General features: G+C 64.0%; 21 protein-coding genes. All 21 read left to right on the top strand.

Features of this window, described 5'->3' with window-relative positions; all coding sequences use genetic code 11:
* Nucleotides 1-19: 19 nt before the first annotated feature.
* Complete coding sequence (locus FAZ11_RS04665) at nt 20-763, top strand: flagellar basal body rod protein FlgF (protein ID WP_058761586.1); 744 nt, start codon at nt 20-22, stop codon at nt 761-763.
* A 46-nt stretch (nt 764-809) separates the two neighbouring features.
* The gene (gene flgG, locus FAZ11_RS04660; RefSeq protein ID WP_058765925.1) at nt 810-1,595 is read left to right on the top strand and encodes a flagellar basal-body rod protein FlgG; all 786 of its coding nucleotides are present in this window, start codon (nt 810-812) and stop codon (nt 1,593-1,595) included.
* A 21-nt stretch (nt 1,596-1,616) separates the two neighbouring features.
* Nucleotides 1,617-2,312 carry a flagellar basal body L-ring protein FlgH gene (flgH, locus tag FAZ11_RS04655; protein WP_058772726.1) on the top strand — a complete coding sequence of 232 codons (696 nt, stop codon included), beginning with the start codon at nt 1,617-1,619 and terminating at the stop codon, nt 2,310-2,312.
* Between the two features lie 11 nt (nt 2,313-2,323).
* Complete coding sequence (locus tag FAZ11_RS04650) at nt 2,324-3,424, top strand: flagellar basal body P-ring protein FlgI (protein WP_058772725.1); 1,101 nt, start codon at nt 2,324-2,326, stop codon at nt 3,422-3,424.
* Between the two features lie 12 nt (nt 3,425-3,436).
* Nucleotides 3,437-4,657 (top strand): flagellar assembly peptidoglycan hydrolase FlgJ, encoded by a 1,221-nt coding sequence (gene flgJ / locus FAZ11_RS04645; protein WP_058783106.1) that lies wholly within the window; start codon nt 3,437-3,439, stop codon nt 4,655-4,657.
* Between the two features lie 10 nt (nt 4,658-4,667).
* Nucleotides 4,668-6,707, top strand: a complete 2,040-nt coding sequence (gene flgK, locus FAZ11_RS04640; RefSeq protein ID WP_058772723.1) for a flagellar hook-associated protein FlgK — start codon at nt 4,668-4,670, stop codon at nt 6,705-6,707.
* A gap of 11 nt (nt 6,708-6,718) precedes the next feature.
* Nucleotides 6,719-8,017, top strand: a complete 1,299-nt coding sequence (gene flgL / locus FAZ11_RS04635; RefSeq protein ID WP_058772722.1) for a flagellar hook-associated protein FlgL — start codon at nt 6,719-6,721, stop codon at nt 8,015-8,017.
* Nucleotides 8,018-8,131: 114 nt separating this feature from the next.
* Nucleotides 8,132-9,127: a UDP-N-acetylglucosamine 4,6-dehydratase (inverting) gene (gene pseB / locus FAZ11_RS04630; protein ID WP_058772721.1), complete on the top strand. Its 996-nt coding sequence runs from the start codon at nt 8,132-8,134 to the stop codon at nt 9,125-9,127.
* Complete coding sequence (gene pseC, locus FAZ11_RS04625) at nt 9,124-10,275, top strand: UDP-4-amino-4,6-dideoxy-N-acetyl-beta-L-altrosamine transaminase (RefSeq protein ID WP_058772720.1); 1,152 nt, start codon at nt 9,124-9,126, stop codon at nt 10,273-10,275. The genes pseB and pseC overlap by 4 nt, the downstream gene beginning before the upstream one ends.
* 13 nt (nt 10,276-10,288) lie before the next feature.
* Nucleotides 10,289-10,909, top strand: coding sequence for a pseudaminic acid biosynthesis-associated methylase (locus FAZ11_RS04620; protein ID WP_058772719.1), 621 nt, complete (start codon nt 10,289-10,291; stop codon nt 10,907-10,909).
* On the top strand, nt 10,906-11,622 hold the full coding sequence (gene pseF, locus FAZ11_RS04615; protein WP_058772718.1) for a pseudaminic acid cytidylyltransferase: 717 nt from the start codon (nt 10,906-10,908) through the stop codon (nt 11,620-11,622). Before FAZ11_RS04620 ends, pseF begins: the two co-directional genes overlap by 4 nt.
* The gene (pseG, locus tag FAZ11_RS04610) at nt 11,610-13,100 is read left to right on the top strand and encodes a UDP-2,4-diacetamido-2,4,6-trideoxy-beta-L-altropyranose hydrolase (RefSeq protein WP_058772717.1); all 1,491 of its coding nucleotides are present in this window, start codon (nt 11,610-11,612) and stop codon (nt 13,098-13,100) included. The genes pseF and pseG overlap by 13 nt, the downstream gene beginning before the upstream one ends.
* Nucleotides 13,097-14,161: a pseudaminic acid synthase gene (pseI, locus tag FAZ11_RS04605; RefSeq protein ID WP_058772716.1), complete on the top strand. Its 1,065-nt coding sequence runs from the start codon at nt 13,097-13,099 to the stop codon at nt 14,159-14,161. Before pseG ends, pseI begins: the two co-directional genes overlap by 4 nt.
* On the top strand, nt 14,158-14,769 hold the full coding sequence (gene hisH, locus FAZ11_RS04600) for an imidazole glycerol phosphate synthase subunit HisH (RefSeq protein WP_058772715.1): 612 nt from the start codon (nt 14,158-14,160) through the stop codon (nt 14,767-14,769). Before pseI ends, hisH begins: the two co-directional genes overlap by 4 nt.
* Complete coding sequence (gene hisF / locus FAZ11_RS04595; RefSeq protein ID WP_058772714.1) at nt 14,766-15,572, top strand: imidazole glycerol phosphate synthase subunit HisF; 807 nt, start codon at nt 14,766-14,768, stop codon at nt 15,570-15,572. The genes hisH and hisF overlap by 4 nt, the downstream gene beginning before the upstream one ends.
* Before the next feature lie 9 nt (nt 15,573-15,581).
* A complete protein-coding gene (locus tag FAZ11_RS04590) occupies nt 15,582-16,769 on the top strand; it encodes an N-acetyl sugar amidotransferase (protein ID WP_058772713.1) in 1,188 nt (395 codons plus the stop codon).
* Nucleotides 16,770-16,780: 11 nt separating this feature from the next.
* Complete coding sequence (locus tag FAZ11_RS04585; RefSeq protein ID WP_058772712.1) at nt 16,781-17,803, top strand: class I SAM-dependent methyltransferase; 1,023 nt, start codon at nt 16,781-16,783, stop codon at nt 17,801-17,803.
* Entirely contained in the window at nt 17,796-18,566 is a 771-nt protein-coding gene (locus FAZ11_RS04580) for a phytanoyl-CoA dioxygenase family protein (protein WP_058772711.1), read from the top strand. Before FAZ11_RS04585 ends, FAZ11_RS04580 begins: the two co-directional genes overlap by 8 nt.
* 79 nt (nt 18,567-18,645) lie before the next feature.
* Nucleotides 18,646-19,200: a hypothetical protein gene (locus FAZ11_RS04575; RefSeq protein WP_137279171.1), complete on the top strand. Its 555-nt coding sequence runs from the start codon at nt 18,646-18,648 to the stop codon at nt 19,198-19,200.
* Nucleotides 19,201-19,205: 5 nt separating this feature from the next.
* Nucleotides 19,206-23,132: a glycosyltransferase gene (locus tag FAZ11_RS04570; RefSeq protein WP_058772709.1), complete on the top strand. Its 3,927-nt coding sequence runs from the start codon at nt 19,206-19,208 to the stop codon at nt 23,130-23,132.
* A gap of 357 nt (nt 23,133-23,489) precedes the next feature.
* A partial coding sequence (locus tag FAZ11_RS04565; protein WP_479681258.1) for a flagellin N-terminal helical domain-containing protein occupies nt 23,490-23,803 on the top strand: 314 nt, incomplete at its 3' end.

The following is a 23,803-nucleotide window of genomic DNA, read 5'->3' as shown; positions in this document are numbered from 1 at the left end:
GCCGCCGTCGGAGGATCAGATGGACAAGCTGCTGTACGTCGCCATGACCGGCGCCAGCCAGAACGAGATGGCCCAGCGCGCCCACGCCAACAACCTGGCCAACGTCTCGACGTCGGGCTTTCGCAAGGATCTCGAGCAGGCGCGCTCGATGCAGGTGTTCGGCGAGACCATGCCCTCGCGCGTCTACTCCATGAGCGAGCGGCCGGCGACGGACTTCACCCCCGGCGCGCTGCAGGAGACCGGGCGTGACCTGGACGTTGCCATCCAGGGGCCGGGCTTCGTTGCCGTCCAGGATCCCTCCGGCAAGGAAGCCTATGTGCGCACCTCCAGCCTGCAGATCGACCCCCTGGGCATGTTGCGCACCGGCAACGGTTTGCCGGTGCTCGGCAATGGCGGTCCGATTGCCGTGCCGCCCGCCTCCAAGGTGGAGATCGGCCAGGACGGCAGCATCACCATCCGCGGCATGGGCCAGGCGCCCAATGCGCTGGCGCAGGTCGACCGCATCAAGCTGGTCAATCCCGATACCAAGCAGATGGAGAAGGGGCTCGATGGCCTGCTGCACATGAAGCAGGGGCAGGCCGCCCCGCCCGCGGATGCCAACGTCTCCTTGGTCTCCGGCTTCGTCGAGTCGAGCAACGTCAATGCGGCTGAGGAGATGACCTCGATCCTGTCGCTGTCTCGCCAGTTCGAGCTGCAAGTGAAGATGATGCGCAGCGCGGAAGACAACGACGCGGCGATGGCAAAGGTTTTGCAATTCTCCTGATAACGGCTAGCGCCGACGTAAAACCGGCACTTCGAGGAATACCATCATGATGTCGTCTCTGTGGGTCGCCAAGACCGGTCTGTCCGCCCAGGACATGAACCTCACCACCATTTCCAACAACCTGGCCAACGTCTCCACCACCGGCTTCAAGCGCGATCGTGCCGAGTTCCAGGACCTGCTGTACCAGATCCGTCGCCAGCCGGGCGCCCAGTCCACCCAGGACAATCAGTTGCCCTCCGGCCTGCAGCTGGGTACCGGTGTGCGCATCGTCGGCACCCAGAAGAACTTTACCGAAGGTTCGCTGCAGACCACCGACCAGCCACTGGACATGGCCATCAACGGCGATGGTTTCTTCCAGGTGACCATGCCCGACGGGACCATCAACTACACCCGTGACGGTACCTTCCACCTGAACGCCGATGGCCAGCTCGTCACCGCCAATGGCTTCGCGCTGCAGCCCGCCATAGTGCTGCCGGCCGACACCAAGACCTTTACCGTCGGCGAGGACGGCACCGTGTCGGTCACTACCGCTGGCCAGGCCGCACCGCAGGTCATCGGCAACCTGCAGATCGCCCAGTTCGTCAACCCGGGCGGTCTCCAGGCCGTGGGCCAGAACCTGTTCAGCGAGACCGCTTCCAGCGGTGCGCCCCAGGTCGGCACGCCGGGTCTGAACGGCCTCGGCACCGTGCTGCAGAGCACCTTGGAAAACTCCAACGTGAGCACCGTCGAGGAGTTGGTGAACATGATCACCACCCAGCGCGCCTACGAGATGAATTCCAAGGTCATTTCCACTGCCGATCAGATGCTCGGCTTCGTTACCCAGCAGCTTTAATCCCCTGTGAGGAAGCGCTCCATGAAACCTCTGTTCGCCGTCGCCCCGCTTTTCGGAGCGCTCGTACTCGCAGGATGCGTAGCCCCGGCCGCCAAGCCGGACGATCCCTACTACGCGCCGGTCCTGCCGCGCACGCCGGTGCCGGCGGCGCAGAACAACGGTGCCATCTTCCAATCGGGGTTCGAGCAGAACCTCTATACCGATCGCAAGGCCTTCCGCGTGGGTGACATCATCACCGTGACCCTGCAGGAGAAGACCCAGGCCAGCAAGAACGCCAGCTCCGACGTCGCCAAGAACAGCAAGGCGACCCTTGGGCTGACCTCGCTGTTCGGTGCAAAGCCATCGGTACCCAATCCCCTGGGCGACGGCGATCTTAGCCTGGACGCCGGTTTCTCCGGCAACCGCTCCAACACCGGCAAGTCCACGGCGGCCCAGGGCAACAGCCTGTCCGGTTCGTTGACCGTGACCATCGCCGAGGTGCTGCCCAACGGCATCCTAGTGGTCCGCGGTGAGAAGTGGCTGACCCTCAACACCGGCAACGAACTGATGCGCATCCAGGGCATGGTTCGCGCCGACGACATCGCCACTGACAACACCGTCTCGTCCACCCGCGTGGCCGATGCGCGGATCACCTATTCGGGGACCGGTGCCTTCGCCGACGCCAGCCAGCCCGGCTGGTTGAGCCAGTTCTTCGGCAGCCCGTTGATGCCGTTCTAAGGATGAGCGCCATGTTCAAGACTCTCATCGTCGCTGCCGCCCTGGCCCTGGTCATGCCCCTGGCCCAGGCGGATCGTCTCAAGGACATCGCCGACATCCAGGGCGTCCGGACCAACCAACTGATCGGCTATGGCCTGGTGGTGGGCTTGCCGGGTACCGGTGACCAGACCACCCAGACGCCGTTCACCGTCCAGACCTTCAACAACATGCTCGCCCAGTTCGGCATCAAGGTGCCGCCGGGTACCACGGCGCAGCTCAAGAACGTGGCGGCGGTCTCCATCCATGCCGACCTGCCGGCCTTCGCCAAGCCGGGCCAGACCATCGACATCACGGTGTCCTCCATCGGCAATGCCAAGAGCCTGCGCGGCGGCAGTCTGCTGCTGTCGCCGCTCAAGGGCATCGACGGCCAGATCTATGCCGTCGCTCAAGGCAACCTGGTGGTAGGGGGTTTTGACGCCGAAGGCCGCGATGGCTCGAAGATCACCGTCAACGTTCCGTCGTCTGGGCGCATTCCAAACGGCGCGACCGTCGAGCGGCCGGTGCCGAGCGGTTTCGATCAGGGCAATAGCATCGTCCTAGACCTCAAGCGCAGTGACTTCACCACGGCCAAGCGGGTCGTCGACAAGATCAACGAGACACTTGGCGCGGGCGTTGCATCCGCTATCGATGCCGGGTCGATTCGCGTCACGGCACCGGTGGATCCCAGCCAGCGCGTCGACTACATGTCGATCCTGGAGAACATGGAAGTGGACCCGGGGCAGGCGGTGGCCAAGGTCATCGTCAACTCCCGTACCGGGACCATCGTCATCGGCCAGAACGTCAAGGTCTCGCCGGCCGCGGTGACTCAGGGCAGCCTGACCGTGACCATCAGCGAGGACCCCCAGGTGAGCCAGCCCAACCCCTTGTCGGGTGGTCAGACCGTGGTAACGCCGCAGTCGACCGTCAAGGCCAAACAGGAGGCGAAGCCGATGTTCAAGTTCGGGCCGGGTACCACGTTGGATGAGATCGTGAGGGCGGTGAATCAGGTGGGCGCAGCGCCCAGCGACCTGGTCGCCATTCTCGAAGCGTTGAAACAGGCCGGCGCCTTGCAGGCTGATCTGATCGTAATTTAAGGAGAGCGGGCGATGGAATCTCGTCTGGGTGGCAACTACGGTAACGTCAAGGATTCGGGGGCCTTCACCGACCTGAATCGGTTGGCCCAGATGAAGGGTAAGGATCGCGACAGCGCGGAAAACGTCAAGAAGGTCGCGGGCGAATTCGAGTCGCTGTTCCTGAACCAGATGCTCAAGTCCATGCGCAGCGCCAACCAGGCACTGGCGGACAAGGACAGCCCCTTTTCCAGCGAGACCACCAAACAATACCAGGACATGTACGACCAGCAATTGGCCGTGTCGCTGTCGCGTGACGGCGGCGGCATCGGCCTGGCCAATGTCCTGGAGCGGCAGCTGAGCAAGACCACGCAACCCTCGGCCCGTCCCAATCCCTTCGCCCAGGTGGGTCAGGCCGCGCCGACCGAAAGCCAGCTGGCCGCTGGCCGCAACGCCAAGCTGAACGAGGCCGGCAGTCGCGGTCTGACGCCAGCTGCCACCGCGGCTTCCGGGCGTGACGAATCCGCTGCGCTCAACGCCCGCCGTCTGGCTTTGCCCGGGCGCCTGGCCGAGCGCACTGCTGCCAACATTTCTGGTGCGGCGGAGCAGGGCGCCGCTCTCAAGCAGAGTTACCAGGACGTGGTCGCTGCGCAGAGCGCCTGGCGCCAGAACGCTACCCAGTCAACCGGTAAGGCGGCTGCCGCGAACGATGCCGTGGCCGGTCTCGATAGCACCCCGGCCGCCACCGGCAAGACGCGCTTTCGTACCCGCCAGGAGTTCGTCGACACCATGATGCCGATGGCCGAAGCCGCGGCGAAGCGCCTGGGCGTCGATCCCAAGTACCTGGTGGCCCAGGCCGCGCTGGAAACCGGGTGGGGTAAGCACATGGTCAAGCAGGCCGATGGCAGCAACAGCAACAACCTGTTCGGCATCAAGTCCCACGGCTGGGATGGCGGTAGCGCCACGGCCGTGACCCAGGAGTTCGTCAATGGCAAGGCGGTGAAGGAAAGCGAGAAATTCCGCACCTACGATTCCTTCGCCGACAGCTTCCACGATTACGTGAACTTCCTGCAGAGCAACGACCGCTACGACAAGGCGCTCTCCACCAACGGCAACTCCGAGCGCTTCATGCAGGGGCTGCAACAGGCCGGTTACGCCACCGATCCGCAATACGCCCGCAAGGTGATCCAGATCGCTCGCAACATGAATACCTACCAAACGGTCGCCTCCCTGGGCGGGCCGTCGTCGCGGGGCTGAGGAGTGACCCATGGCTGATCTACTTTCCATCGGTTTGTCTGGCCTGCGTTCGACGCAGAATTCCCTGACGGTCACCGGTCACAACATCGCCAACGTCAATACCCCGGGGTATTCGCGCCAGGAAGCTGTCCAACAAACCAATATCGCCCAGTTCAGTGGCTCGGGCTATATCGGCTCCGGCTCCCAGACGGTCGATGTGCGCCGTCTCGCCAGCGATTTCCTCACCAGCCAGGTACGCACCGCCAATAGCCAGAACAGCGAGTTGCAGAGCTTCAAGACGCAGATTTCCCAGCTCGATGGCCTGCTCTCGGACAGCACCACCGGGATCACCCCGGCGATGCAGAAGTTCTTCGCCACGCTACAGACCGCCGCCCAGGATCCGTCTTCGGTGCCCGCGCGCGAGGCCGTGTTGGCCCAGGCGCAGGGCCTGGCCAAGTCGTTCAATACGCTGTACGACCAGATCGACAAGCAGAACGGCCAGATCAATGACCAGCTGTCGGCCCTCAGTGGCCAGATCAATTCGCTGGCCAAGACCGTCGGCAGCCTGAACGACGCCATCGCCCGTTCCAAGGCAGCGGGCGCGGCACCCAACGATCTCATCGATTCTCGCGAGCAGGCCATCAAGCAGCTGTCCAGCATGGTCGGTCTGCAGGTGGTCAGCCAGGATGACGGCTCCCTGAATCTCTTCGTGGGTACCGGCCAACCGCTGGTGGTGGGTAGCAATGTCTCGACCCTGAGCGCGCAGCCGGGCACCGATGATCCGTCGCGCTACCAGGTGACTCTGACGGCTGGTAGTACCTCGCAAATCGTCACCTCGCAGCTCAATGGCGGTGAGATGGGTGGCCTTTTGTCCTACCGGGATACCGCCCTGGATCATGCCTACAATAGCCTGGGGCAATTGGCGCTCACGCTGACCGACACCGTGAATAAACAGCTCGGGCAGGGCTTGGACTTGGCGGGCAATGCCGGTTCGCCGCTGTTCAGTGACATCAATGGCGGTCAAAGCACCGGCCTGCGGGTGATGGGTCGCTCGACCAACTTCGGTTCGGCTACCGCCACGCTGAACATCACCGATACCTCCAAGCTCAATCCCAGCGACTATCGCCTGGATTTCGACGGTACCAACTTCAAGGCGCTGCGCGTCAGCGACAGCACCAACATCACGGTCACCCGCAGCGGTACCGACCCGGTTACTCTGACCTTCGCCGATGCCAGCGGCACCGACCAGGGTTTCAAGGTGCAATTCACCGCTGCCGAACTGGCCAAGGCCCAGGCGGGTGACGTCTTCAGCCTACAGCCGACCCGCCGTGGGGCGGCGCAGATGAGCGTTGATCTCGCCCAGTCCAGTCAGCTGGGCTTCGCCGGTACCGCCAAGGCCGCCAGCACCACCAACAACCGTGGCACCGGTGCCATCACCCAGCCTGATCTCAAGAGTGCCCCTTCGCCGGTGAGCACCGCCGACCTGGGCCGCTTGTTCGGCAGCAGCGGCATCAAGCTGAGTTTCGATTCCACCGCCGGCACCCTGACGGGGACCCTGCCCACGGGGGCCACCCTGAGCTACGTCTCACCGTCCACTACTGGGCTGACCTCCGGACAGACCAATACGCTCAGGCTGCAATACACCGACCCGACCACCAACAACAGCTACAGCTACGAATTCAACATCAGTGGTGTGCCGCAGGACGGTGACAGCTTCACCCTCGGTACCAACAACGGCGCCGTGTCCGATAACCGCAACGCCCTGAATCTGGTCGCCCTGCAAACCAAGAACACCATGGGCGGCTATGGCACTACCGGTACCACCTACAACAATGCCTATGGCGGCTTGGTGGAGCGGGTCGGCACCCTGACCGCCCAGGTGCGGGTGGACTCCGCCGCCAGTGAGACCGTGCTCAAGCAGTCGGAGGACAATCGTGACTCCCTGTCCGCGGTGAACCTGGACGAAGAAGCGGCCAAGCTCGTCCAGTTCCAGCAGTACTATGGCGCCTCTGCGCAGGTCATCAAGATCGCCCAGTCGCTGTTCGATACCCTGATCGGCGCCTTCAGATAAGGAACCCGCCCATGCGCATTTCCACTGTCCAGGCTTTCAACAACGGCATCACCGGCCTGCAGAGCAACTATGGCGATGTCAGCCGTACCCAGGAGCAGATCAGCACCGGCAAGAAGATCCTCACCCCAGCGGACGATCCCGTCGCCTCGGTGAAGCTCTTGCAACTGAGCCAGGAAAACTCGCTCAACGATCAGTACAACACCGGCATGACCGCGGCCAAGAACAGCCTGAACACCGAGGAGGCCATGCTGACCTCGGTGGAAACCGTGCTGACCCGTATCCGCGAGATCGCTGTCCAGGCCGGCAACGGTGCTCTCGATCCGACCGATCGGGCCTCTCTGGCCAAGGAGGTCGGCGAGCGCGAAGACGAATTGATGAATCTGCTCAACAGCAAGGATGCCAGTGGCAAGTACCTGTTCTCCGGCTCCATGGGCGATACCCAGCCCTATGTGCGCAATGCCGATGGCACCTACAGCTATAACGGCGACGAAGGGCAGCGCAGTGTGCAGATCGCCAGCTCCACCTTCGTGCCGATCAGCGACAGCGGCAAGGACGCCTTCGAGAACAACTTCAACGCCAACCGCGTGGACACCGCCAAGTCGGCGACCAACACCGGTACCGGGCGGATTTCGCTGGGGCTGGTGGAAGACAAGGGCGCCTACGACTCCACCTTCCCGGCCAGTTCGCCGCCGGCCAGTACCGATGGGATAGGCATCCATTTTCTGGATGACAAGAAGTACGTCATTTACGATCTCAAGAACGCGCCAACCGCCGCGCAATGGGCTGCCTACGATCCGGCCAACCCACCCGCTGGCCAGCTCAAGGCCGACAGCCTGAGCAGCACTCAGGAAACCAGTCGGTTCGTGACCTATGGTGGGGTCAAGGTGCAATTGGATGGCGCCCCGGCTGCCGGGGACGAATTCAAGATCACCCGCGACACCGCCAACGAAAAGCGCAGCCTGCTCAACGTGGTCTCCGACCTGCGCAAGGCCCTGGAGAACGGCGACAGCAGCAACGAGGGGGGCTACCAGATCCGCGACAGCGCCGCCGTGGCCTTGAGCAACCTGGACACGGCCTACACCCAGGTCGATAGCATCCGCGGCAAGGTCGGGGCACGCTTGAACGTCATCGACTCCACCAGCGACTTCATCGCCAACGTCACGCTGGTGAACAAGTCGGTCCAGTCGGACCTCGAGGATCTCGACTATCCTGAAGCCCTGTCGCGCTACGCCTTGCAGAACACCGTGCTGCAGGCGTCGCAGCAGAGCTTCGTGAAGATCGCCCAGCTGAGCCTGTTCAAGTACCTGTAACGGGCTCAAGCCCAGGCTGAATTGGCCGATTTTTTGCTGCTACTCTTCCGGTAAGCTTGCCGTGACGGTTTTTCGCCAGGTTGACCGCTCGACTCATCGCGAAGGGATAGCAAAATGTTTGATGGCATGTCGATCTTCATTTCGGGTGGTACCGGCTCCTTCGGCAGGGCGTTCGTCAAGCGCCTCTTGAGCGATTACCGACCCAAGCGGGTAGTGGTGTTCTCCCGCGATGAGCTCAAGCAGTACGAAATGAGCCAGGAGTTCGATGCCCCCTGCATGCGCTATTTCCTCGGCGACGTACGTGACGAGCAGCGACTCCAGCAGGCCATGCGCGGGATCGATCTGGTGGTGCACGCTGCTGCTCTCAAGCAGGTGCCGGCGGCTGAATACAATCCCACCGAGTGCATCCGTACCAACGTCAACGGCGCGGAAAACATCATTGCCGCGGCGCTGCAGAATGGCGTTAAGAAAGTCATCGCCCTGTCCACCGACAAGGCGGCCAGCCCGATCAACCTCTATGGCGCCACCAAGCTGCTGTCGGACAAGCTGTTCGTCGCGGCCAACAACATCGCTGGCAGTCGTGACACCTCCTTTGCCGTGGTGCGCTATGGCAATGTGGTGGGGTCGCGCGGCTCGGTGTTGCCGCTGTTCCGCAAGCTGATCGCCGGCGGCACTACTGACCTGCCCATCACCGATGCGCGTATGACGCGCTTCTGGATCACGCTCGACGAGGGTGTGGATTTCGTGATGCGTAGCTTCGAGCGGATGCAGGGCGGCGAGCTGTTCGTGCCCAAGATTCCCTCTGCCCGTATCGTCGACCTGGCGACGGCCTTGGCACCTGAGTTGGCGCAGCGCCAGGTGGGTATCCGGCCGGGCGAGAAGCTGCACGAGATGATGATCTCCCGCGATGACAGTCCCCATACCCTGGAATTCGCGCGGCACTACGTCATCACGCCGGCGATGAGCTTCAGTCAGCCGAATGACTATTCCCGCGATGGTCTGGGCGAGCAGGGTAGGCCGGTCGAGCCCGGCTTCGAGTACCTGTCGGACAGCAATCCGGACTATCTGGACGTCGAGGCCCTGCGGCAGCTGGTCGAGCGCTGCCCATGAGTTTCATTCCCTACGGCCGGCAATCCATCAGCGAAGAGGACATTGCCGCAGTCACCGCCGTGCTGCGTTCCGACTGGCTGACCCAGGGGCCAATGATCGAACGTTTCGAGCAGGAGGTGGCCCAGCGTTGCGAGGCCGCCCATGGCGTGGCCGTGTGTAATGCCACGGCCGCCCTGCATATCGCCTGTCTCGCCCTCGACCTGGGACCGGGCGATCTCCTCTGGACTTCGCCCAATACCTTCGTCGCCAGTGCCAACTGCGCACGTTACTGTGGCGCCGACGTCGACTTCGTCGACATAGATCCGCTTACCCTGAACCTGAGTGTCACAGCGCTGGCCGCCAAGCTCGAGCGTGCCGAACGGGCAGGGCGCCTGCCGAAGATCCTGGTGCCGGTGGCCTTCGCCGGCCAGAGCTGCGACATGGGCGCTGTCCAGGCCCTTGCGCGTCGCTATGGCTTCAAGGTGATCGAGGACGCCTCCCATGCCATCGGCGCGCGCTATGCCGGCCGACCGGTCGGTTGCGGCGAGCAGGCCGACATCACCGTGTTCAGCTTCCATCCGGTCAAGATCGTCACGACTGGCGAAGGCGGTCTGCTCACCACCAACGACGCCGCGCTGGCGGAGCGCCTGCGGCGGTTGCGTAGCCACGGCATCACGCGGGATCCGGCGTTGATGCACGAGCCGGGGCAGGGCGCCTGGTACTACGAGCAACTGGAACTGGGCTTCAATTACCGCATGACCGACATCCAGGCCGCGCTTGGCGTGTCCCAGCTCGAGCGGCTGGAAGTCTTCATCGAGCGCAGACGAGGCCTGGTCGAGCGCTACCGCGATCTCCTAGCGGACGTGCCGGTCGGTTTCATCGGTGATCAAGCTCAGGCCCAGTCGGCCTGGCATCTGTTTCCCATTCGGGTGGACGAGGGCCGGCGTGATCAGGTCTTCGTCGGGATGCGCGCCGCGGGCATAGGCGTCAATCTGCACTACATTCCGGTGCATCTGCAGCCCTACTACCGCAACCTGGGCTTCATGCCTGGTGCCTTCCCCGAAGCCGAGCGCTACTACGCCCAGGCCCTGAGCCTGCCGCTGTATGCCGACTTGGGCGACGAGCAGCAGGCTAGGGTGGTACAGACCCTGGCTGCCCTGTTGGACTAGAGGAGAAACCCCGATGCGAGAAATGACCGCACAGGAGCGCTTCTGGCAAGGCGAGTTCGGCGATGCCTACGCCGACCGAAATGCCGGCGCCGCGGCCGTGGCCAGCAACCTGGCCTTCTTCGGTCGCGCCTTGGCCCGCGCGGGCGGCCTGGACAGCGTGCTCGAACTGGGTACCAATCGCGGCCTCAACCTGCAGGCCTTGCGAGCCCTGTTGCCCGCTGCCCAGCTGCAGGGCGTGGAGCTCAACGCCAAGGCTTGTGCCCTGGCGCGTGAGCTGGGCGTGGCCGAGGTCTGGGAAGGCTCGTTGTTCGACTATCCGCTGACGCAGTGTTTCGACCTGGCCTTCACCAAGGGCGTGCTCATCCATTTGCCGCCCGAGACGCTGGCCGCTGCCTACGACAAGCTCCATCAGGCCAGCCGGCGCTTCATCCTGGTGGCCGAATACTACAATCCAACGCCGGTGGAAGTGAGCTACCGCGGTCATGCCGAGCGGCTGTTCAAGCGCGATTTCGCCGGTGAATTGCTCGATCGCCATGCCGATCTGCGCCTGCTCGACTACGGCTTCGTCTATCACCGCGACCCTCTGTTCCCAGCCGATGACCTCACCTGGTTCCTGTTGGAGAAACAGCCGTGAGCGCCGTCGCCATCATTCCGGCCCGCGGCGGCAGCAAGCGTATCCCGCGCAAGAACATCAAGCCATTCCACGGTCGGCCCATGCTCGCCCACTCCATCCAGGCCGCTCTGGACAGCGGGTTGTTCGCTCGGGTGGTGGTCAGCACCGACGACGCCGAAATCGCCGCGGTGGCCCGGGACTACGGCGCCGAAGTGCCCTTCCTGCGGCCTGCTGCGCTGGCCGATGACCATACCGGTACCGTCGAGGTGATTCAGCACGCGGTGGCTTTCCTGCGCGAGCAGGGCGAGGTCTTCGCCTACGCCTGCTGCCTGTACGCCACTGCGCCCTTCGTCACGGCGGCGGATCTGACCCGCGGGCTGGAGCTGCTCGCGGCTCAGCCCGACAAGGCCTACGCCTTCAGCGTCACCGACTATGCCGCGCCGGTGCAGCGGGCCTTGCGTCTGAGACCGGATGGCGGGGTCGAATCGCTCTATCCGCAATTCTACGAAACCCGCTCCCAGGATCTGGAACCGGCCTTCCACGACGCCGGGCAGTTCTATTGGGGGCGTGTCGCCGCCTGGGGGCAGGGTGCTCCCCTGCACGCGCCGCATTCGCTGCCAGTACGCCTGCCACGCCATCGGGTGCAGGACATCGATACACCGGAGGACTGGCAGCGCGCGGAAGCGCTCTACGGGGCGTTCCTGGCCGGTACGGGACGCCCATGCGTATCCTGATCAGGTGCGATGCCTCGACCACGATCGGCTCGGGGCATGTGATGCGCTGCCTGACCCTGGCGGATGCCCTGGTGGCGGCCGGTTGCCAGGTGCATTTCGCCTGCCGCTCCGGCCCGGGTGATCTGCTGACGTTGATTGCCGATCGTGGTCATGAGGTGCATGCCCTGCCACTGGCGGACACGCGCGAGGCTTGTGAAGCGGCGCTACCCTGGCAGGACGATATCGCGGCGCTCTGGAGGGCACTACCCGAGGGCTTGACCTTCGCCTGGTGCCTGGTGGACCACTACGGACTCGGTCACGAATGGGAGGTCGCGGTACGGCCGCGGGCGCAGCGCGTCCTGGCCATCGACGACCTGGATAACCGCCGGCATGCCGTCGAGGTGTTGCTGGACCAGAATCTGACCGCCGCGGCGCGGCTGCTTCCACTGCCGGACGAGACCAGCGTGCTCGCGGGTCCGCGATTCGCCCTGTTGCGGCCAGCCTTCGCGGATCCTCGTCCCGCGCTCCAGGATTCGATCCGGCGTGTGCTGGTGAGCTTCGGCGGCGTGGATGCCGCGGGAGAGACGTTCAAGGTGTTGACCGCCTTGAGCGAGTTTTCCGACCTTCAGGTGGATGTCGTCGCCGGCCAGGCCAATCCGCATTGGGCCTTGCTGGAGGCGCGCTGCCGCGAGCAACCCACCTGGCGGCTCCGGCGACAGGTAAATGACTTCGCCGGCCTGCTGCGGGAGGCGGACCTCGCCATAGGCGCCGGCGGTGGCACGGCCTGGGAGCGGGCGAGTGTGGGCGTGCCCAGCCTTTGCGTGGCCCTGGCGCCCAACCAGCGCGCCAATGCCGAAGCCCTGGCCGTGGCCGGCGCGCACCTGTATCTGGGGGACGCGGCGCAGGTGAGCGTTGCGGACTATCGCGCCGCCGTGCAGACGCTGCAGGCGAGCCTGGGCCTCAGGCGTAGCCTCGTGGCTCACGGCAGAGCGCTGGTGGATGGTCGAGGCACCGCACGCGTAGTGGCGGCGCTGCTCGGACCGGAGCTGCGTCTGCGCCCGGCTAGCCTCGACGATGCGCAGTTGCTCTGGCGTGGCCGCAATGCCGAACGGGTACGGCAGGCCTCCGTCAATACCGATCCCATCGGCTGGACGCAGCATCAAGGCTGGCTCCAGCAGGTGCTGGCCCAACCCGAGCGCAGGTTGCTGCTGATCGCCGAGACCCTGGATGGCCCGGTGGGCGTGCTGCGCTTTGATCGCCAGGCCGACGCGAGCGCCGACGTTTCGCTCTATCTGCTACCCGAACGGCTTGGCCAGGGCTGGGGTGAACACCTCCTGCGCCTCGGCGAACGCGCGGTATCGCGTCACTGGAGCGACTTGCACAGCCTGCAGGCGCGGGTGCGTCCAGGCAACGGGGCGTCCTTGCGCCTGTTCCAACGCGCCGGCTTCCTGCTGCGAGATCATCATCTTCAGCTTTCCCTGCCGAGAAATCCGTCATGAGTACCTTCCACATCGGTCGCCGCCTGGTGGGACGCGACGCTCCGCCCTTGGTGATCGCCGAAATGAGCGGCAACCACAACCAATCCCTGGAGCGGGCGCTGGCGCTGGTCGAGGCCGCCGCTGACGCCGGGGCCCATGCCCTCAAGCTGCAGACCTATACCCCCGATACCATGACCCTGGATCTGGACGAGGGCGAGTTTCATATCGGCGATCCCGCCAGCCTCTGGGCCGGCACCTCGCTCTATCGGCTGTACGGCGAGGCCCATACGCCCTGGGAATGGCACGAGCCCATCTTCCAGCGTGCCCGTGAGCGAGGCCTGGAGGTCTTCTCCACGCCATTCGATGCCTCGTCGGTCGACTTCCTCGAGTCCCTCGGCGTTCCGGCCTACAAGATCGCCAGCTTCGAGAACGTCGATCTGCCGCTGATCCGGCGCGTCGCCGCGACCGGCAAACCGCTGATCATCTCCACCGGCATGGCCAGCCTCGCTGAGCTGGAGGAATGCGTGGACGCCGCACGCTCGGCCGGGTGTCGCGATCTGGTTCTGCTCAAGTGCACCAGTACCTATCCCGCCAGTCCGGCCAACACCCACCTGCGCAGCATCCCCCACATGCGGGAGTTGTTCGGGTGCGAAATCGGACTCAGCGATCACACGCCGGGGGTGGGGGCCGCAGTGGCGGCGGTCGCGCTGGGCGCGAGCGTGGTCGAGAAGCACTTCACCCTGTCTCGGGCGGAAGGCGGGGTGGATGCGAGTTTTTCGCTGGAGCCCGACGAACTCAAGGCCCTCGTCCTGGAGACCGAGCGGGCTTGGCAGGCGCTGGGACAGGTGCATTACGGACCGACGCCCGAGGAGCGCAAGTCGCTGGTCTTCCGACGCTCGCTCTATGTGGTCCGGGACATGGCCGCGGGCGAAGCCTTCAGCGAGGCCAACGTCCGCGCCATTCGGCCTGGCCTGGGGCTTGCGCCCAAGCACCTCGAACGGGTCCTGCGCGGTACCGCGCGTGAGCCGCTGCGGCGCGGACAGGCGCTGGCCTGGCACCATGTCCAGGAGGCGGGGCAGTGACCCGCGTCTGCGTGCTGGATTACGGCGCGGGCAACGTCCGCTCGGTGGTCAACCTGTTCAGCAGCCTGGCGCCGACCCAGCTTTCCAACGACCCTGACGTGATCGCCGCTGCCAGCCACCTGGTGCTGCCAGGCGTAGGGGCCTTCGGGGCGGCCATGGCCAAGGTGGAAGCGACGCTACCCCTGCCGCTGCTCAGGCGCCTGGTGCTGGAGGAGGGCAGGCCCTTCCTCGGCATCTGCGTCGGCATGCAACTGCTCGCCGAGGAGGGCCTGGAATTCGGTCGCCACCGCGGCCTCGGCTGGATCCCCGGAACCGTGGAACGGCTCGCCAGTGGCGATCTGCCGCTGCCCCATGTCGGCTGGAACGACGTCCGTCCGGAGCGCGAGCATCCGCTGCTGCAGGGACTGGACGATCACCCGGATTTCTACTTCGTGCACAGCTATGGTTTCCAGACGACCGAGCCGGCCGACGTGCTGGCGAGCGTGGACTACGGCCAGCGCTTCGCCGCCATGATCGGGCGCGGCAATGTCCTGGGTGTCCAGTTCCATCCCGAAAAGAGCCAGGGGCCCGGACGCCGGCTGCTGCGGAATTTCCTGGAGCTGGCATGAAGAAAAAACGCCTGATTCCCGTCCTGCTGCTCAAGAACGGCCAGCTGGTGCAGAGCAAGGGCTTCACCCGCCACCCGGTGCTGGGTAATCCGGCCACCGCCGTCCAACGGCTGAGCGACTGGGCCGCCGACGAGCTGATCTACCTCGATATCAGCCGCGAGGCCCACTACGACTTGGGGCGTGATGACCTCGGCCATCGCAATCTACAGGACTTCGAAGCCATCGTCGGCGAGATCGCCCGTCAGGCGCAGATGCCCGTCACCCTCGGCGGTCGGATTCGTTCGCTCGACGACATCGCCCGTCGCCTGGCCATCGGCGCCGACAAGATCAGTCTCAACACCGCCGCGCTGGACGATCCCGGACTGATCGAGGCCGCCAGTCGCGAACATGGCGCCCAGTGCGTGGTGGTGTCGGTGGACGTGACCTTGCAGGATGGCCGCTATCGCGTACTGGCCGAGGGCGGCCGGCGTGATAGCGGCCGCGACGTGGTGGACTGGGTGGGGGAGGTCCAGGCGCGTGGCGCGGGTGAGCTGCTGATCAACGTCGTCGAACGCGACGGGGCGCGCCAGGGCTACGATCTCGAACTGTTGAACCGGGTTTGTCAGGTCGCACGCATTCCCGTGATCGCCCTGGGCGGGGTGGGCGAGTGGGCGCATCTGGCCGAGGCGCTGGAGCAGACCGACGTCGACGCGGTAGCGGCGGCGAACATCTTTCATCATCTCGATCAGAGCGTCTATTTGGCGCGGCAATACCTGTTCGAGCGTGGGCTGAACGTGCGCAGCCCCCAGTTACTGAGCCGCTAGGAGGCTTCCATGAGGTACTGCAGCCGCTGTGTCTATCCCCAGGCCAGTGTCAACCTGACGCTTGACGACGACCTGGTCTGCTCGGCCTGCCAGGTGGCGGAGCAATTCGCGCAACTGCCGGCGAACTTCTGGGATGAACGCCGCAAGCGCTTCGAGCGGGTGCTGGAGGAGACCGGGGCAGGCAAGCGCAACGACAACTACGACTGCATCATCCCGGTCAGCGGCGGCAAGGACAGCTACTACCAGGCCCACGTCATCGCCAGCCAATACGGCCTCAAGCCGCTGCTGGTCACCTACCACGGCAACAACTACCTGCCGGAGGGCGACTACAACCGCGACCGCATGCGCCAGGTGTTCGATGCCGACCACCAGGTGTTCGGCCCTAGCGTCGAGGTGCTCAAGCGTCTGAATCGCCTGTGCTTCCGCAAGATGGGCGACATGAACTGGCATGCCCACTGTGGGATCATGACCTATCCGATCCAGGTGGCGGTGAAGTTCGACATCCCCTTGATCATCTGGGGCGAGACGGCCTGGGACATCTCCGGCATGTTCGATCCGGACGATTACGTGGAATTCAGCGCCCGGGTCCGCCACGAGCACGCCCTGCGCGGCTTCGAATGGCACGACATGCTCGGCGATCCCCGGGAACCGCTGCGCGAGAAGGACCTGCTCTGGGCGCGCTACCCCAGCGATGCCGACATCCTCAAGACCGGGGTACGCGGGATTTATATCGGCAACTTCTTCCCCTGGGACCCCAATCAGCACACCCGGCTGGTACAACAGGAGTACGGCTGGAAGATGGCGGACAAGCCGTTCGAGCGCACCTACCGGCAGATGTCCAACCTGGACGACCGCTACGAGAACGGCGTCCACGATCTGCTCAAGTTCATCAAGTTCGGCTACGGCCGGGCGTCGGACCATGCCTCCAAGGACATCCGGGCGGGTTATCTGAGCCGCGAGGAAGGCGTGGAGATCGTCCGCCGCATGGACCACGTGGTCTCCAGCGATCTACAGCACTGGCTGGACTACGTAGGGCTCAGCGAAGACGAGTTCTGGCAGACCGCCGATACCTTCCGCTCGCCGCGGGTCTGGTGGATCGAAGATGGCCAGTGGTGGAAGGACAATCTCTGGGGTGAGCCCAGCGCCTACGGCCCCGTTCACCTGCCGCTGGACCAGCAGCAGAAATACCGGCGTTGAGGGGCGTAGCCATGAAAGAAGACGACATCCGTCCCGCCGCGCTGCTCGATGGGCAGCGCCAGGCCCTGTTGCACGACATAGCGCTCTTGTTGGCCCGCGCCGACGAGTTCGTCGAGGCGGCCTGTCCGGCCTGCGGTAGCCGCGACGAGCGCTTCAAGTTCGAGAAGAACGGCTTTCGCTACGTCGATTGCCGGGCCTGCGCTACCTTCTACGTCAATCCGCGCCCGAGCGAGCAATTGCTCGGCGACTTCTATCGGCAGAGCCAGAACTACGCCTACTGGGCCGAGCATATCTATCCGGCCTCGGCCAAGGCGCGTCATGCCTCGGTCATAGTGCCTCGGGTGGAGCGCTCCCTGGAGTTGTGCCGGCGCACGGCGCTGCCGTTCGGCGAACTCCTGGAGGTAGGGGCGGGCTATGGCTCCTTCTGCCAAGAGATGGTGACGCGCGGCCTCTGGGACAAGGTGGTCGGCATCGAGCCGACGCCTGCCCTCGCGGAGATTTGCCGGCAGCAGGGATTCGAAGTGGTGGAGCAGCGCGTCGAAGATTATGCGGCGACCACCGCGCGCCGTTTCGATCTGATCGTTGCCTTCGAAGTGATAGAGCACCTGTTCGCCCCGCGACGGGTGATCGACAGCCTGTGCCAGCTCCTGCGGCCAGGCGGCGCGCTCATCCTGACCTGTCCCAATGGCGAGGGTTTCGACGTCCAGCAGCTCGGGCGCGACAGTCCCTGCGTCGACCACGAACACCTCAACTACTTCAACACGAGGTCCCTGCCACAGCTGTTGCAGCGTTGCGGACTACAGGTGCTGGACTGCTTCACCCCCGGTCGCCTGGATGTGGAGTTGGTCGCCAAGGGACTGGCCGCCAGGGCGGCGGAAAAGCAGCTGGACCCCTTCCTGCACGAGGTGTTGTTCACCCGTAGAGCCGAGGTGGGCGAGGCCTTCCAGGACTTCCTGGCCCGCTCGGGAATGTCGTCCCACATGTGGGTGATGGCGCGCAAGCCCATGCCCGAGGAGATCGTTCGCCATGTCTGAGTACGAAGACTTCGCCTGCTCCCTGCGGCAGAGTTACCAGCGCAACGGTTTCGCCCTGATCAAGGAATTGTTGCCGCGCGAGGAGATTTCCGGCCTGCGCAACGAGATGGGCGCCCTGTTCGATCATCAGCCGCGCTACGAGGGGGATATCTACGAGCATCCCCGCCTGGGGGACATCCGGATCGATGTCTTCAATCGCTATCCGGTGGTCTGGCAGAGGCTGTTCGAGTCGCAGATGGTCGCCGTCCTGCAGATCCTCCTGGGCGAGGATTTTATCCTGTTGCCGGAATCGGCCATGCATCGGCGTGGCTATGGCACCTGGCACAAGGACACCGACTCCCAGCAGAAGGCCGGACACAGCTTCCACTGGGAGCCGGACTGCGACATCGTCCAGATCGCCTGGTACTTTCAGACCAACTCCCCTGAATACGGTGGCGGCGTCGAAGTCATCCCCGGCTCCCATCAGGTCGACATGCGCTGGTACGACGAAAGCCAGCAAGGCTATCGGGTACCGAGCGAGGCGGGCGACCTGGTGATCTTCAATACCCGCCTGGATCACAAGGCCTGCTGGCCCACCGTGCCGGTGCCCAAGACCCATGACAAGTACGGGGTCTTCTTCATGGCCTCTCGCAACAACGGCCATGCGCGGTCCTATCTCGATTTCATTCGCGGGCGCTCGGGCTATCTCTTCATGCAGGGCTTTCGCTTTCCCGACAGGGTTCAGCAATTGGCCCAGCAGGCGGGATTCAAGCTGCTGGTGTGAATCTTGCTCCGCGACCGGATCCGTCAACTTTCTGTACGGCATCGCCTTGGGCGCCGGACAGTCGTCACGCAGGTAGTCTATGGTCGGCTTCGTTCTTCCTTCCTCCATGCAGTCCAGGCCCGTCTGGCGGCCTTTGCTGCCTCCTGGGTTCGAGGCGTTCGAGCCTACCCAGTCCTGCGGTTACTGGCCCTCACTGTGGCGGCGGTGGCTTGGCTATCGCCAGACCGATCCGGAATTCGCCGATTTCCTGGCCTTTCTCGAGACGCTACCGGGGCAGCCCGCGCTGACTCAGGCGGAGCTGATCGCGGGGCTGCGCCCGCATCTGCAAGCACCCCGCAATCGCTTTTTCCTGTTCATCCTCTGGTTCTTCCGGGAGGGACCGCAGCCCACGTCACTGGCCAGCCTACCCGATCTGACGCCTCTGCTCGGCGCGGCCTATTGGTCTGACTTTACCCGCTGGCATCGCAAGTACCATGCGGATTTCAGCGTTCTCCAGTGCTTGCAGGCGTGGCAGCGGCAACCGGATGTCAGAGCGGCCTGCCACTACAAGGGCGTCGACCTCGGCGCGATCGTGGATTACCAGGCCGTTCCGCAGCTGTTGAACGCTCTCTTCAATGCTTTCCTGGCCGAATGAGTCCCATGTCTAAGCCAACCCGCGCCTTGATCACCCAATTCTGGCCCAAGAACCTGCCGCTGCTGGAGCGCTATCTCAACGCCGCTGGTCCGCGGGTAGTGATTACCTTCCGGGGCTTCGTCGTTCCCGAGCTGGAAGACCTCCTGAAATGCCACGGCAGCGAGCTGCTGGTGCTCGACTCCTTGCTCGAGGGTGGTCTCGCGGCGGCTAGAGAGGAATTCGAGAAGCGGATACCCGCGGCATTTTCCAGTGCAGTGGAGCAGGGCATGCAGCGCGAGCTCGATGCTGCCGGCGGTTCTTGGCAGCAGCTGGCCGAGCCTCTCTGGGATGTCACCGCCGCCACCTTGCCGACCGCCTTTGCGCTGGTCGAAGCCCTGGATCGACTGGCCGCCAGCTACGAGATCGAGCTGGTTGCCGTCAACGAAGACTGGATGTTCGCCTCCAAGACCTGCGTGGCCTGGGCCAAGGCCCGGGGCATTCCCTCGCTGCACCTGGAGCACAATCCGACCTTGTGCTACCCCTACACGGTGCATGACCAGCAGAACTCCGAGCAGATGGTGGTCTGGTCGGAGGATAGCCGGCAGCTCTACGGTGATGCGGGCTTCGCCGCCGAGCGCCTGCATGTGCTCGGCCTACCTCAATTCGACCAACTGCTCGAACAGCGCGGCGAGCGCGCCAGGATGCGGGCCAGCCTCTGCCTGGAATTGGGCTTGCAGCCGGATCGTCCGCTCGTGGTCCTGGGCACCACCCTGGTGTCCGAGCACTGGCTGCCGCCCGAGTTGAGCCTGGACGAGCAGGTGCTGCGCGCCTATCTGCAAACGATTCGTGAGTTGGGCCATGAGGTTCAGGTCATCATCAAGGGGCGCCGTCCCCAGGGCCGCTTCGGTATCGAACAGGTGCAAGCGCTGGCCGCCGACTATGCCCTGGCACAAGATGCCTTCAGGTATGCCGACGGTGATCCGTTGCCGTTCCTGCTCGCTGCCGACGTCGTGGTGGCGGTGGAGTCGGGTCTACAGGTGGAGGCTCTGCTGGTAGGAACGCCAGTGCTCAATCTCATGACCGAGACCGGCTTCTTCTACGGTCCTGGTTTGGTTCCCGCTCAGGGGGTGGATACCGTAGCCGCCAACGACCTGGTCAACGCCATTCGCCGCCTGCTGTTCGATGAAGCCCACCGACAAACCATGCTAGCGCGCGGCACCGCCTTCGTCGCGGGCTTGCCGGTGGATTCGACGAGTCAGGTGGCGCAGCTGATGCAGCGCCTGGCGCTCGCGGAGCCGCAGCGGCTGGTGATGGGTGACCGGTTGGAAACCTGGCTGGAGTCCGGTACGCCACGGGGTAGGGTATTGGCGCGGATTCTCGAGGATCTCGATCGTCAACAACCTCGGCCGCCGCGCCTGGCGACCCTGGTGCTGGATCGAGGGGCAGGGATGCCGGCGTTACAGGCGACTCTGGCCAGTCTCGAGGCCAATCTCTATCCGTACCGCCTGACCCTGGTGGTGAGTGCCCTGGCGGCGCCAGCGCATGCCACCGTGGAATGGCTGTGCGTACCCGAAGCCGAGCAGCTGTCCGCGATCAATACCTGGGCTGCCGCCGCTTCGGCGGATTGGCTGCAATTGGTGGATGCCGGCGTCGAGTTCACCCCTGGCGGCCTGCTCGCGGTGGCCCGGACATTGGCGACGCGGCCAGACTGTCGAGCCCTTTACGCCGATGAGTTCCAGCGCTCGGCGAGCGGTGTCCGGGGCGCCTGTTTCAAACCCGATTTCAATTTGGATCTGCTGCTCGGCTTTCCGCTGAGCCTGAGTCAGCGCTGGTTCTTCAAGCGCGAGATATTCCTCGCCGCAGGTGGCTTCGATCCGGTATTCGTCGGGGCCGCTGAACTGGATCTGATCCTGCGCTTGGTGGAGCAGGAAGGCCTGGTCGGCCTGGAACATCTCGACGAGGTACTGCTGACGGCCGCGGCGCCGTCGCTGCAGTTCAATCCCCATGAACAGGTGGCGCTGGAGCGGCACCTGCAGGCACGAGGCTTCCAGGCCGAGGTACAGTTGACGCTGCCGGGCCGCTATCGTATCGACTACGGTCATCCGGAGCGCCCCAAGGTCTCCATTGTCGTGGCGGTGCGCGATCATCTGGACGCCATTCAGCGTCTGTTGGATAGCCTACTGGCCCAGACCCGCTACCCCTGCTACGAGATCCTGCTGGTGGATTGCGAAAGCCAGGATGCGGCAACGCAACAGTGGTTGCAGGGAATCGAGGAGCTGCAGAGCGAAGAGGTTAAGGTCTGGCGCTTTGCCGGTCCGTTCAATTACTCGGCCCTGGTCAACGCCGTGGCCCAGGCGATCGAAAGCCCCTATCTGCTGCTGCTCGCCCAGGATGCGGAAATCATCCAGCCGGAGTGGCTCGACGAATTGGTCAACCAGGCCCAACGACCCGAGGTGGGCGCCGTCGGCGGCAAGATTCTTGATCGGCACGAGACGGTCGAACAGGCAGGTCTCGTGCTGGGACTCGATCAGGTCGCGGGACGGGTCTTCGCCGGTGAACCCGCTCCCAGTACCGGCTATCTCAATCGCCTGCAGGTCACTCAGAACTACAGTGCCTTGGGCAAGGCTTGCCTGTTGCTGCGGCGTGAGGCCTACCTGGCGGTAGGTGGACTGGATGAGGCACAACTCACCTCCTTCCATGGTGAGGTCGACCTTTGTTTGAGATTGCGCGCAGCCGGTTGGCTGAACGTCTGGACGCCCCATAGCCTGATTAGGCGCGAAGGGGTCGAACTCGCCGTTCTGGCGCTCGAAGAAGCCGATCGCCAGGCCAGACTCGATGCGGAGCGCGATGAAATGCAGCGGCGCTGGCTGCCGCTGCTGGCCAAGGATCCCAGCTATAACCGTCATCTGTCATTGGAGGGCACGGGGTTTACCTTCGGATATGGCGGACGTCGTGTGCAGGACCCGGCATTGCCGCAGATCTTCGTCTGTCCCGCCGACGAGGCAGGCTGTGGTCACTATCGGATTCGTCAGCCGCTGGTCGCTCTTCGCGAGGCCGGTCTGGTCGAAGGACAGGTGTGTAACCAGCATCCCGATCCGCTGGAGCTGGAGCGCTTCGATGTCGAAACGCTCGTGCTTCAACGCCAGCTCACCGATGACCAACGGGAAAGTTTGCAGCGTCTACGTACGCTGTCGCGCACGTTCATGGTGTCCGAGCTGGACGATTACCTTCCCAACCTACCGCTCAAGAGTATCTATCGCGCCTCCATTCCAAAAGACATCCTCAAGGCGCTGCGCCAGTCTGTATCCCTCTGCCATCGACTGGTGGTCTCCACACCGGCCCTAGGTGCGGCGTTGGCGGGCATGAACGAGGATATCCGCGTGGTGCCGAACTTCCTTCCACCGCGTTGGTGGGCCGGACGTCAGAGCCAGCGGCGCCAGGGCCGCAAGCCGAGGGTCGGTTGGGGCGGCGGCATCAGCCATACCGGCGATCTAGAACTGGTGGCGGACGTCGTAATGGCGCTAGCCGACGAGGTGGAATGGGTTTTCTTCGGCATGTGCCCGGAGCGGCTCAGGCCTTTCGTTCACGAGTTCCATGCGGGTGTTCCCATCGAACGCTACCCGGCGAAGCTCGCTAGCCTTAACTTGGACTTGGCCATAGCCCCCCTGGAAGACAACCTCTTCAACCGCTGCAAGACCAATCTGCGATTGCTCGAGTACGGTGCCTGTGGCTTTCCGGTGATCTGTTCTGACCTGGAACCCTACCAGGGTGATCTGCCGGTCATTCGGGTACGCAACAGGTTCAAGGATTGGTGCGACGCCATCGGAGGACAGCTGGCGGATCTCGACGCCACGGCGCGGCAAGGCGATCTCCTGCGTCAGCAGGTGCTCGGCCAGTGGATGCTGGAGGGTGAGAACCTGCTGGCGTGGCGAGCCGCCTGGCTACCTGACTGACTTTAGGCAGTACGTCGCCCTGGCGTTATTACTGCCCAGCTAGCTCATAGGCGCCCCTTAGCGGGCGCTTTTTATTTTGCCAAGGCGTTAAACGATGACCGCCGTAGAGCGCTGCGTCAGTCGCCCGCTAAATCCTTTCGGTAGGGCTAAATAAATCGCTACGTCTGTCGATAACCCTTTTGCACGAATCGGTATGTTGCTTGCTGTCAAGCTTCTAGCGAAGAAAATTCGCTAAAAACTCTAAAGGTTTGACGATAAGCACCGATAAACCTCTTGAATGCGAATTACAGGGGTGCCTGAGCAAGCAGGCCCCGCTCGCATGCTCAGGCACACAAGGTTCTACTGGAGGACGCCACCATGGCCCTTACCGTCAATACCAACATCCCGTCTCTGAACACCCAGCGTAACCTGCAGAACGCGTCCAGCTCCCTGGCCACTTCCATGCAGCGTCTGTCCACCGGTAGCCGTATCAACAGCGCCAAGGACGATGCCGCCGGCCTGCAGATTTCCAACCGTCTGACCAACCAGATCAACGGTTTGAACCAGGCGACCCGCAACGCCAACGACGGTATCTCCCTGTCGCAGACCGCTGAAGGCGCCATGCAGCAGTCCACCAACATCCTGCAGCGTATCCGCGACCTGGCCGTGCAGTCCGCCAACGGCTCCAACAG

Source organism: Pseudomonas rhizoryzae (assembly GCF_005250615.1).
Taxonomy (GTDB): Bacteria; Pseudomonadota; Gammaproteobacteria; order Pseudomonadales; family Pseudomonadaceae; genus Chryseomonas; species Chryseomonas rhizoryzae.
Note: the sequence above shows the minus strand (reverse complement) of the source record. Positions and strands in the feature narration are given on the sequence as shown.

Bases quoted from the DNA above. Each gene is read 5' to 3' on its own strand.
- FAZ11_RS04665 (WP_058761586.1), top strand. From the start codon at position 20: ATGGACAAGCTGCTGTACGTCGCCATGACCGGCGCCAGCCAGAACGAG.
- flgG (WP_058765925.1), top strand. From the start codon at position 810: ATGATGTCGTCTCTGTGGGTCGCCAAGACCGGTCTGTCCGCCCAGGAC.
- flgH (WP_058772726.1), top strand. From the start codon at position 1,617: ATGAAACCTCTGTTCGCCGTCGCCCCGCTTTTCGGAGCGCTCGTACTC.
- FAZ11_RS04650 (WP_058772725.1), top strand. From the start codon at position 2,324: ATGTTCAAGACTCTCATCGTCGCTGCCGCCCTGGCCCTGGTCATGCCC.
- flgJ (WP_058783106.1), top strand. From the start codon at position 3,437: ATGGAATCTCGTCTGGGTGGCAACTACGGTAACGTCAAGGATTCGGGG.
- flgK (WP_058772723.1), top strand. From the start codon at position 4,668: ATGGCTGATCTACTTTCCATCGGTTTGTCTGGCCTGCGTTCGACGCAG.
- flgL (WP_058772722.1), top strand. From the start codon at position 6,719: ATGCGCATTTCCACTGTCCAGGCTTTCAACAACGGCATCACCGGCCTG.
- pseB (WP_058772721.1), top strand. From the start codon at position 8,132: ATGTTTGATGGCATGTCGATCTTCATTTCGGGTGGTACCGGCTCCTTC.
- pseC (WP_058772720.1), top strand. From the start codon at position 9,124: ATGAGTTTCATTCCCTACGGCCGGCAATCCATCAGCGAAGAGGACATT.
- FAZ11_RS04620 (WP_058772719.1), top strand. From the start codon at position 10,289: ATGCGAGAAATGACCGCACAGGAGCGCTTCTGGCAAGGCGAGTTCGGC.
- pseG (WP_058772717.1), top strand. From the start codon at position 11,610: ATGCGTATCCTGATCAGGTGCGATGCCTCGACCACGATCGGCTCGGGG.
- pseI (WP_058772716.1), top strand. From the start codon at position 13,097: ATGAGTACCTTCCACATCGGTCGCCGCCTGGTGGGACGCGACGCTCCG.
- hisF (WP_058772714.1), top strand. From the start codon at position 14,766: ATGAAGAAAAAACGCCTGATTCCCGTCCTGCTGCTCAAGAACGGCCAG.
- FAZ11_RS04590 (WP_058772713.1), top strand. From the start codon at position 15,582: ATGAGGTACTGCAGCCGCTGTGTCTATCCCCAGGCCAGTGTCAACCTG.
- FAZ11_RS04585 (WP_058772712.1), top strand. From the start codon at position 16,781: ATGAAAGAAGACGACATCCGTCCCGCCGCGCTGCTCGATGGGCAGCGC.
- FAZ11_RS04580 (WP_058772711.1), top strand. From the start codon at position 17,796: ATGTCTGAGTACGAAGACTTCGCCTGCTCCCTGCGGCAGAGTTACCAG.
- FAZ11_RS04575 (WP_137279171.1), top strand. From the start codon at position 18,646: ATGGTCGGCTTCGTTCTTCCTTCCTCCATGCAGTCCAGGCCCGTCTGG.
- FAZ11_RS04570 (WP_058772709.1), top strand. From the start codon at position 19,206: ATGTCTAAGCCAACCCGCGCCTTGATCACCCAATTCTGGCCCAAGAAC.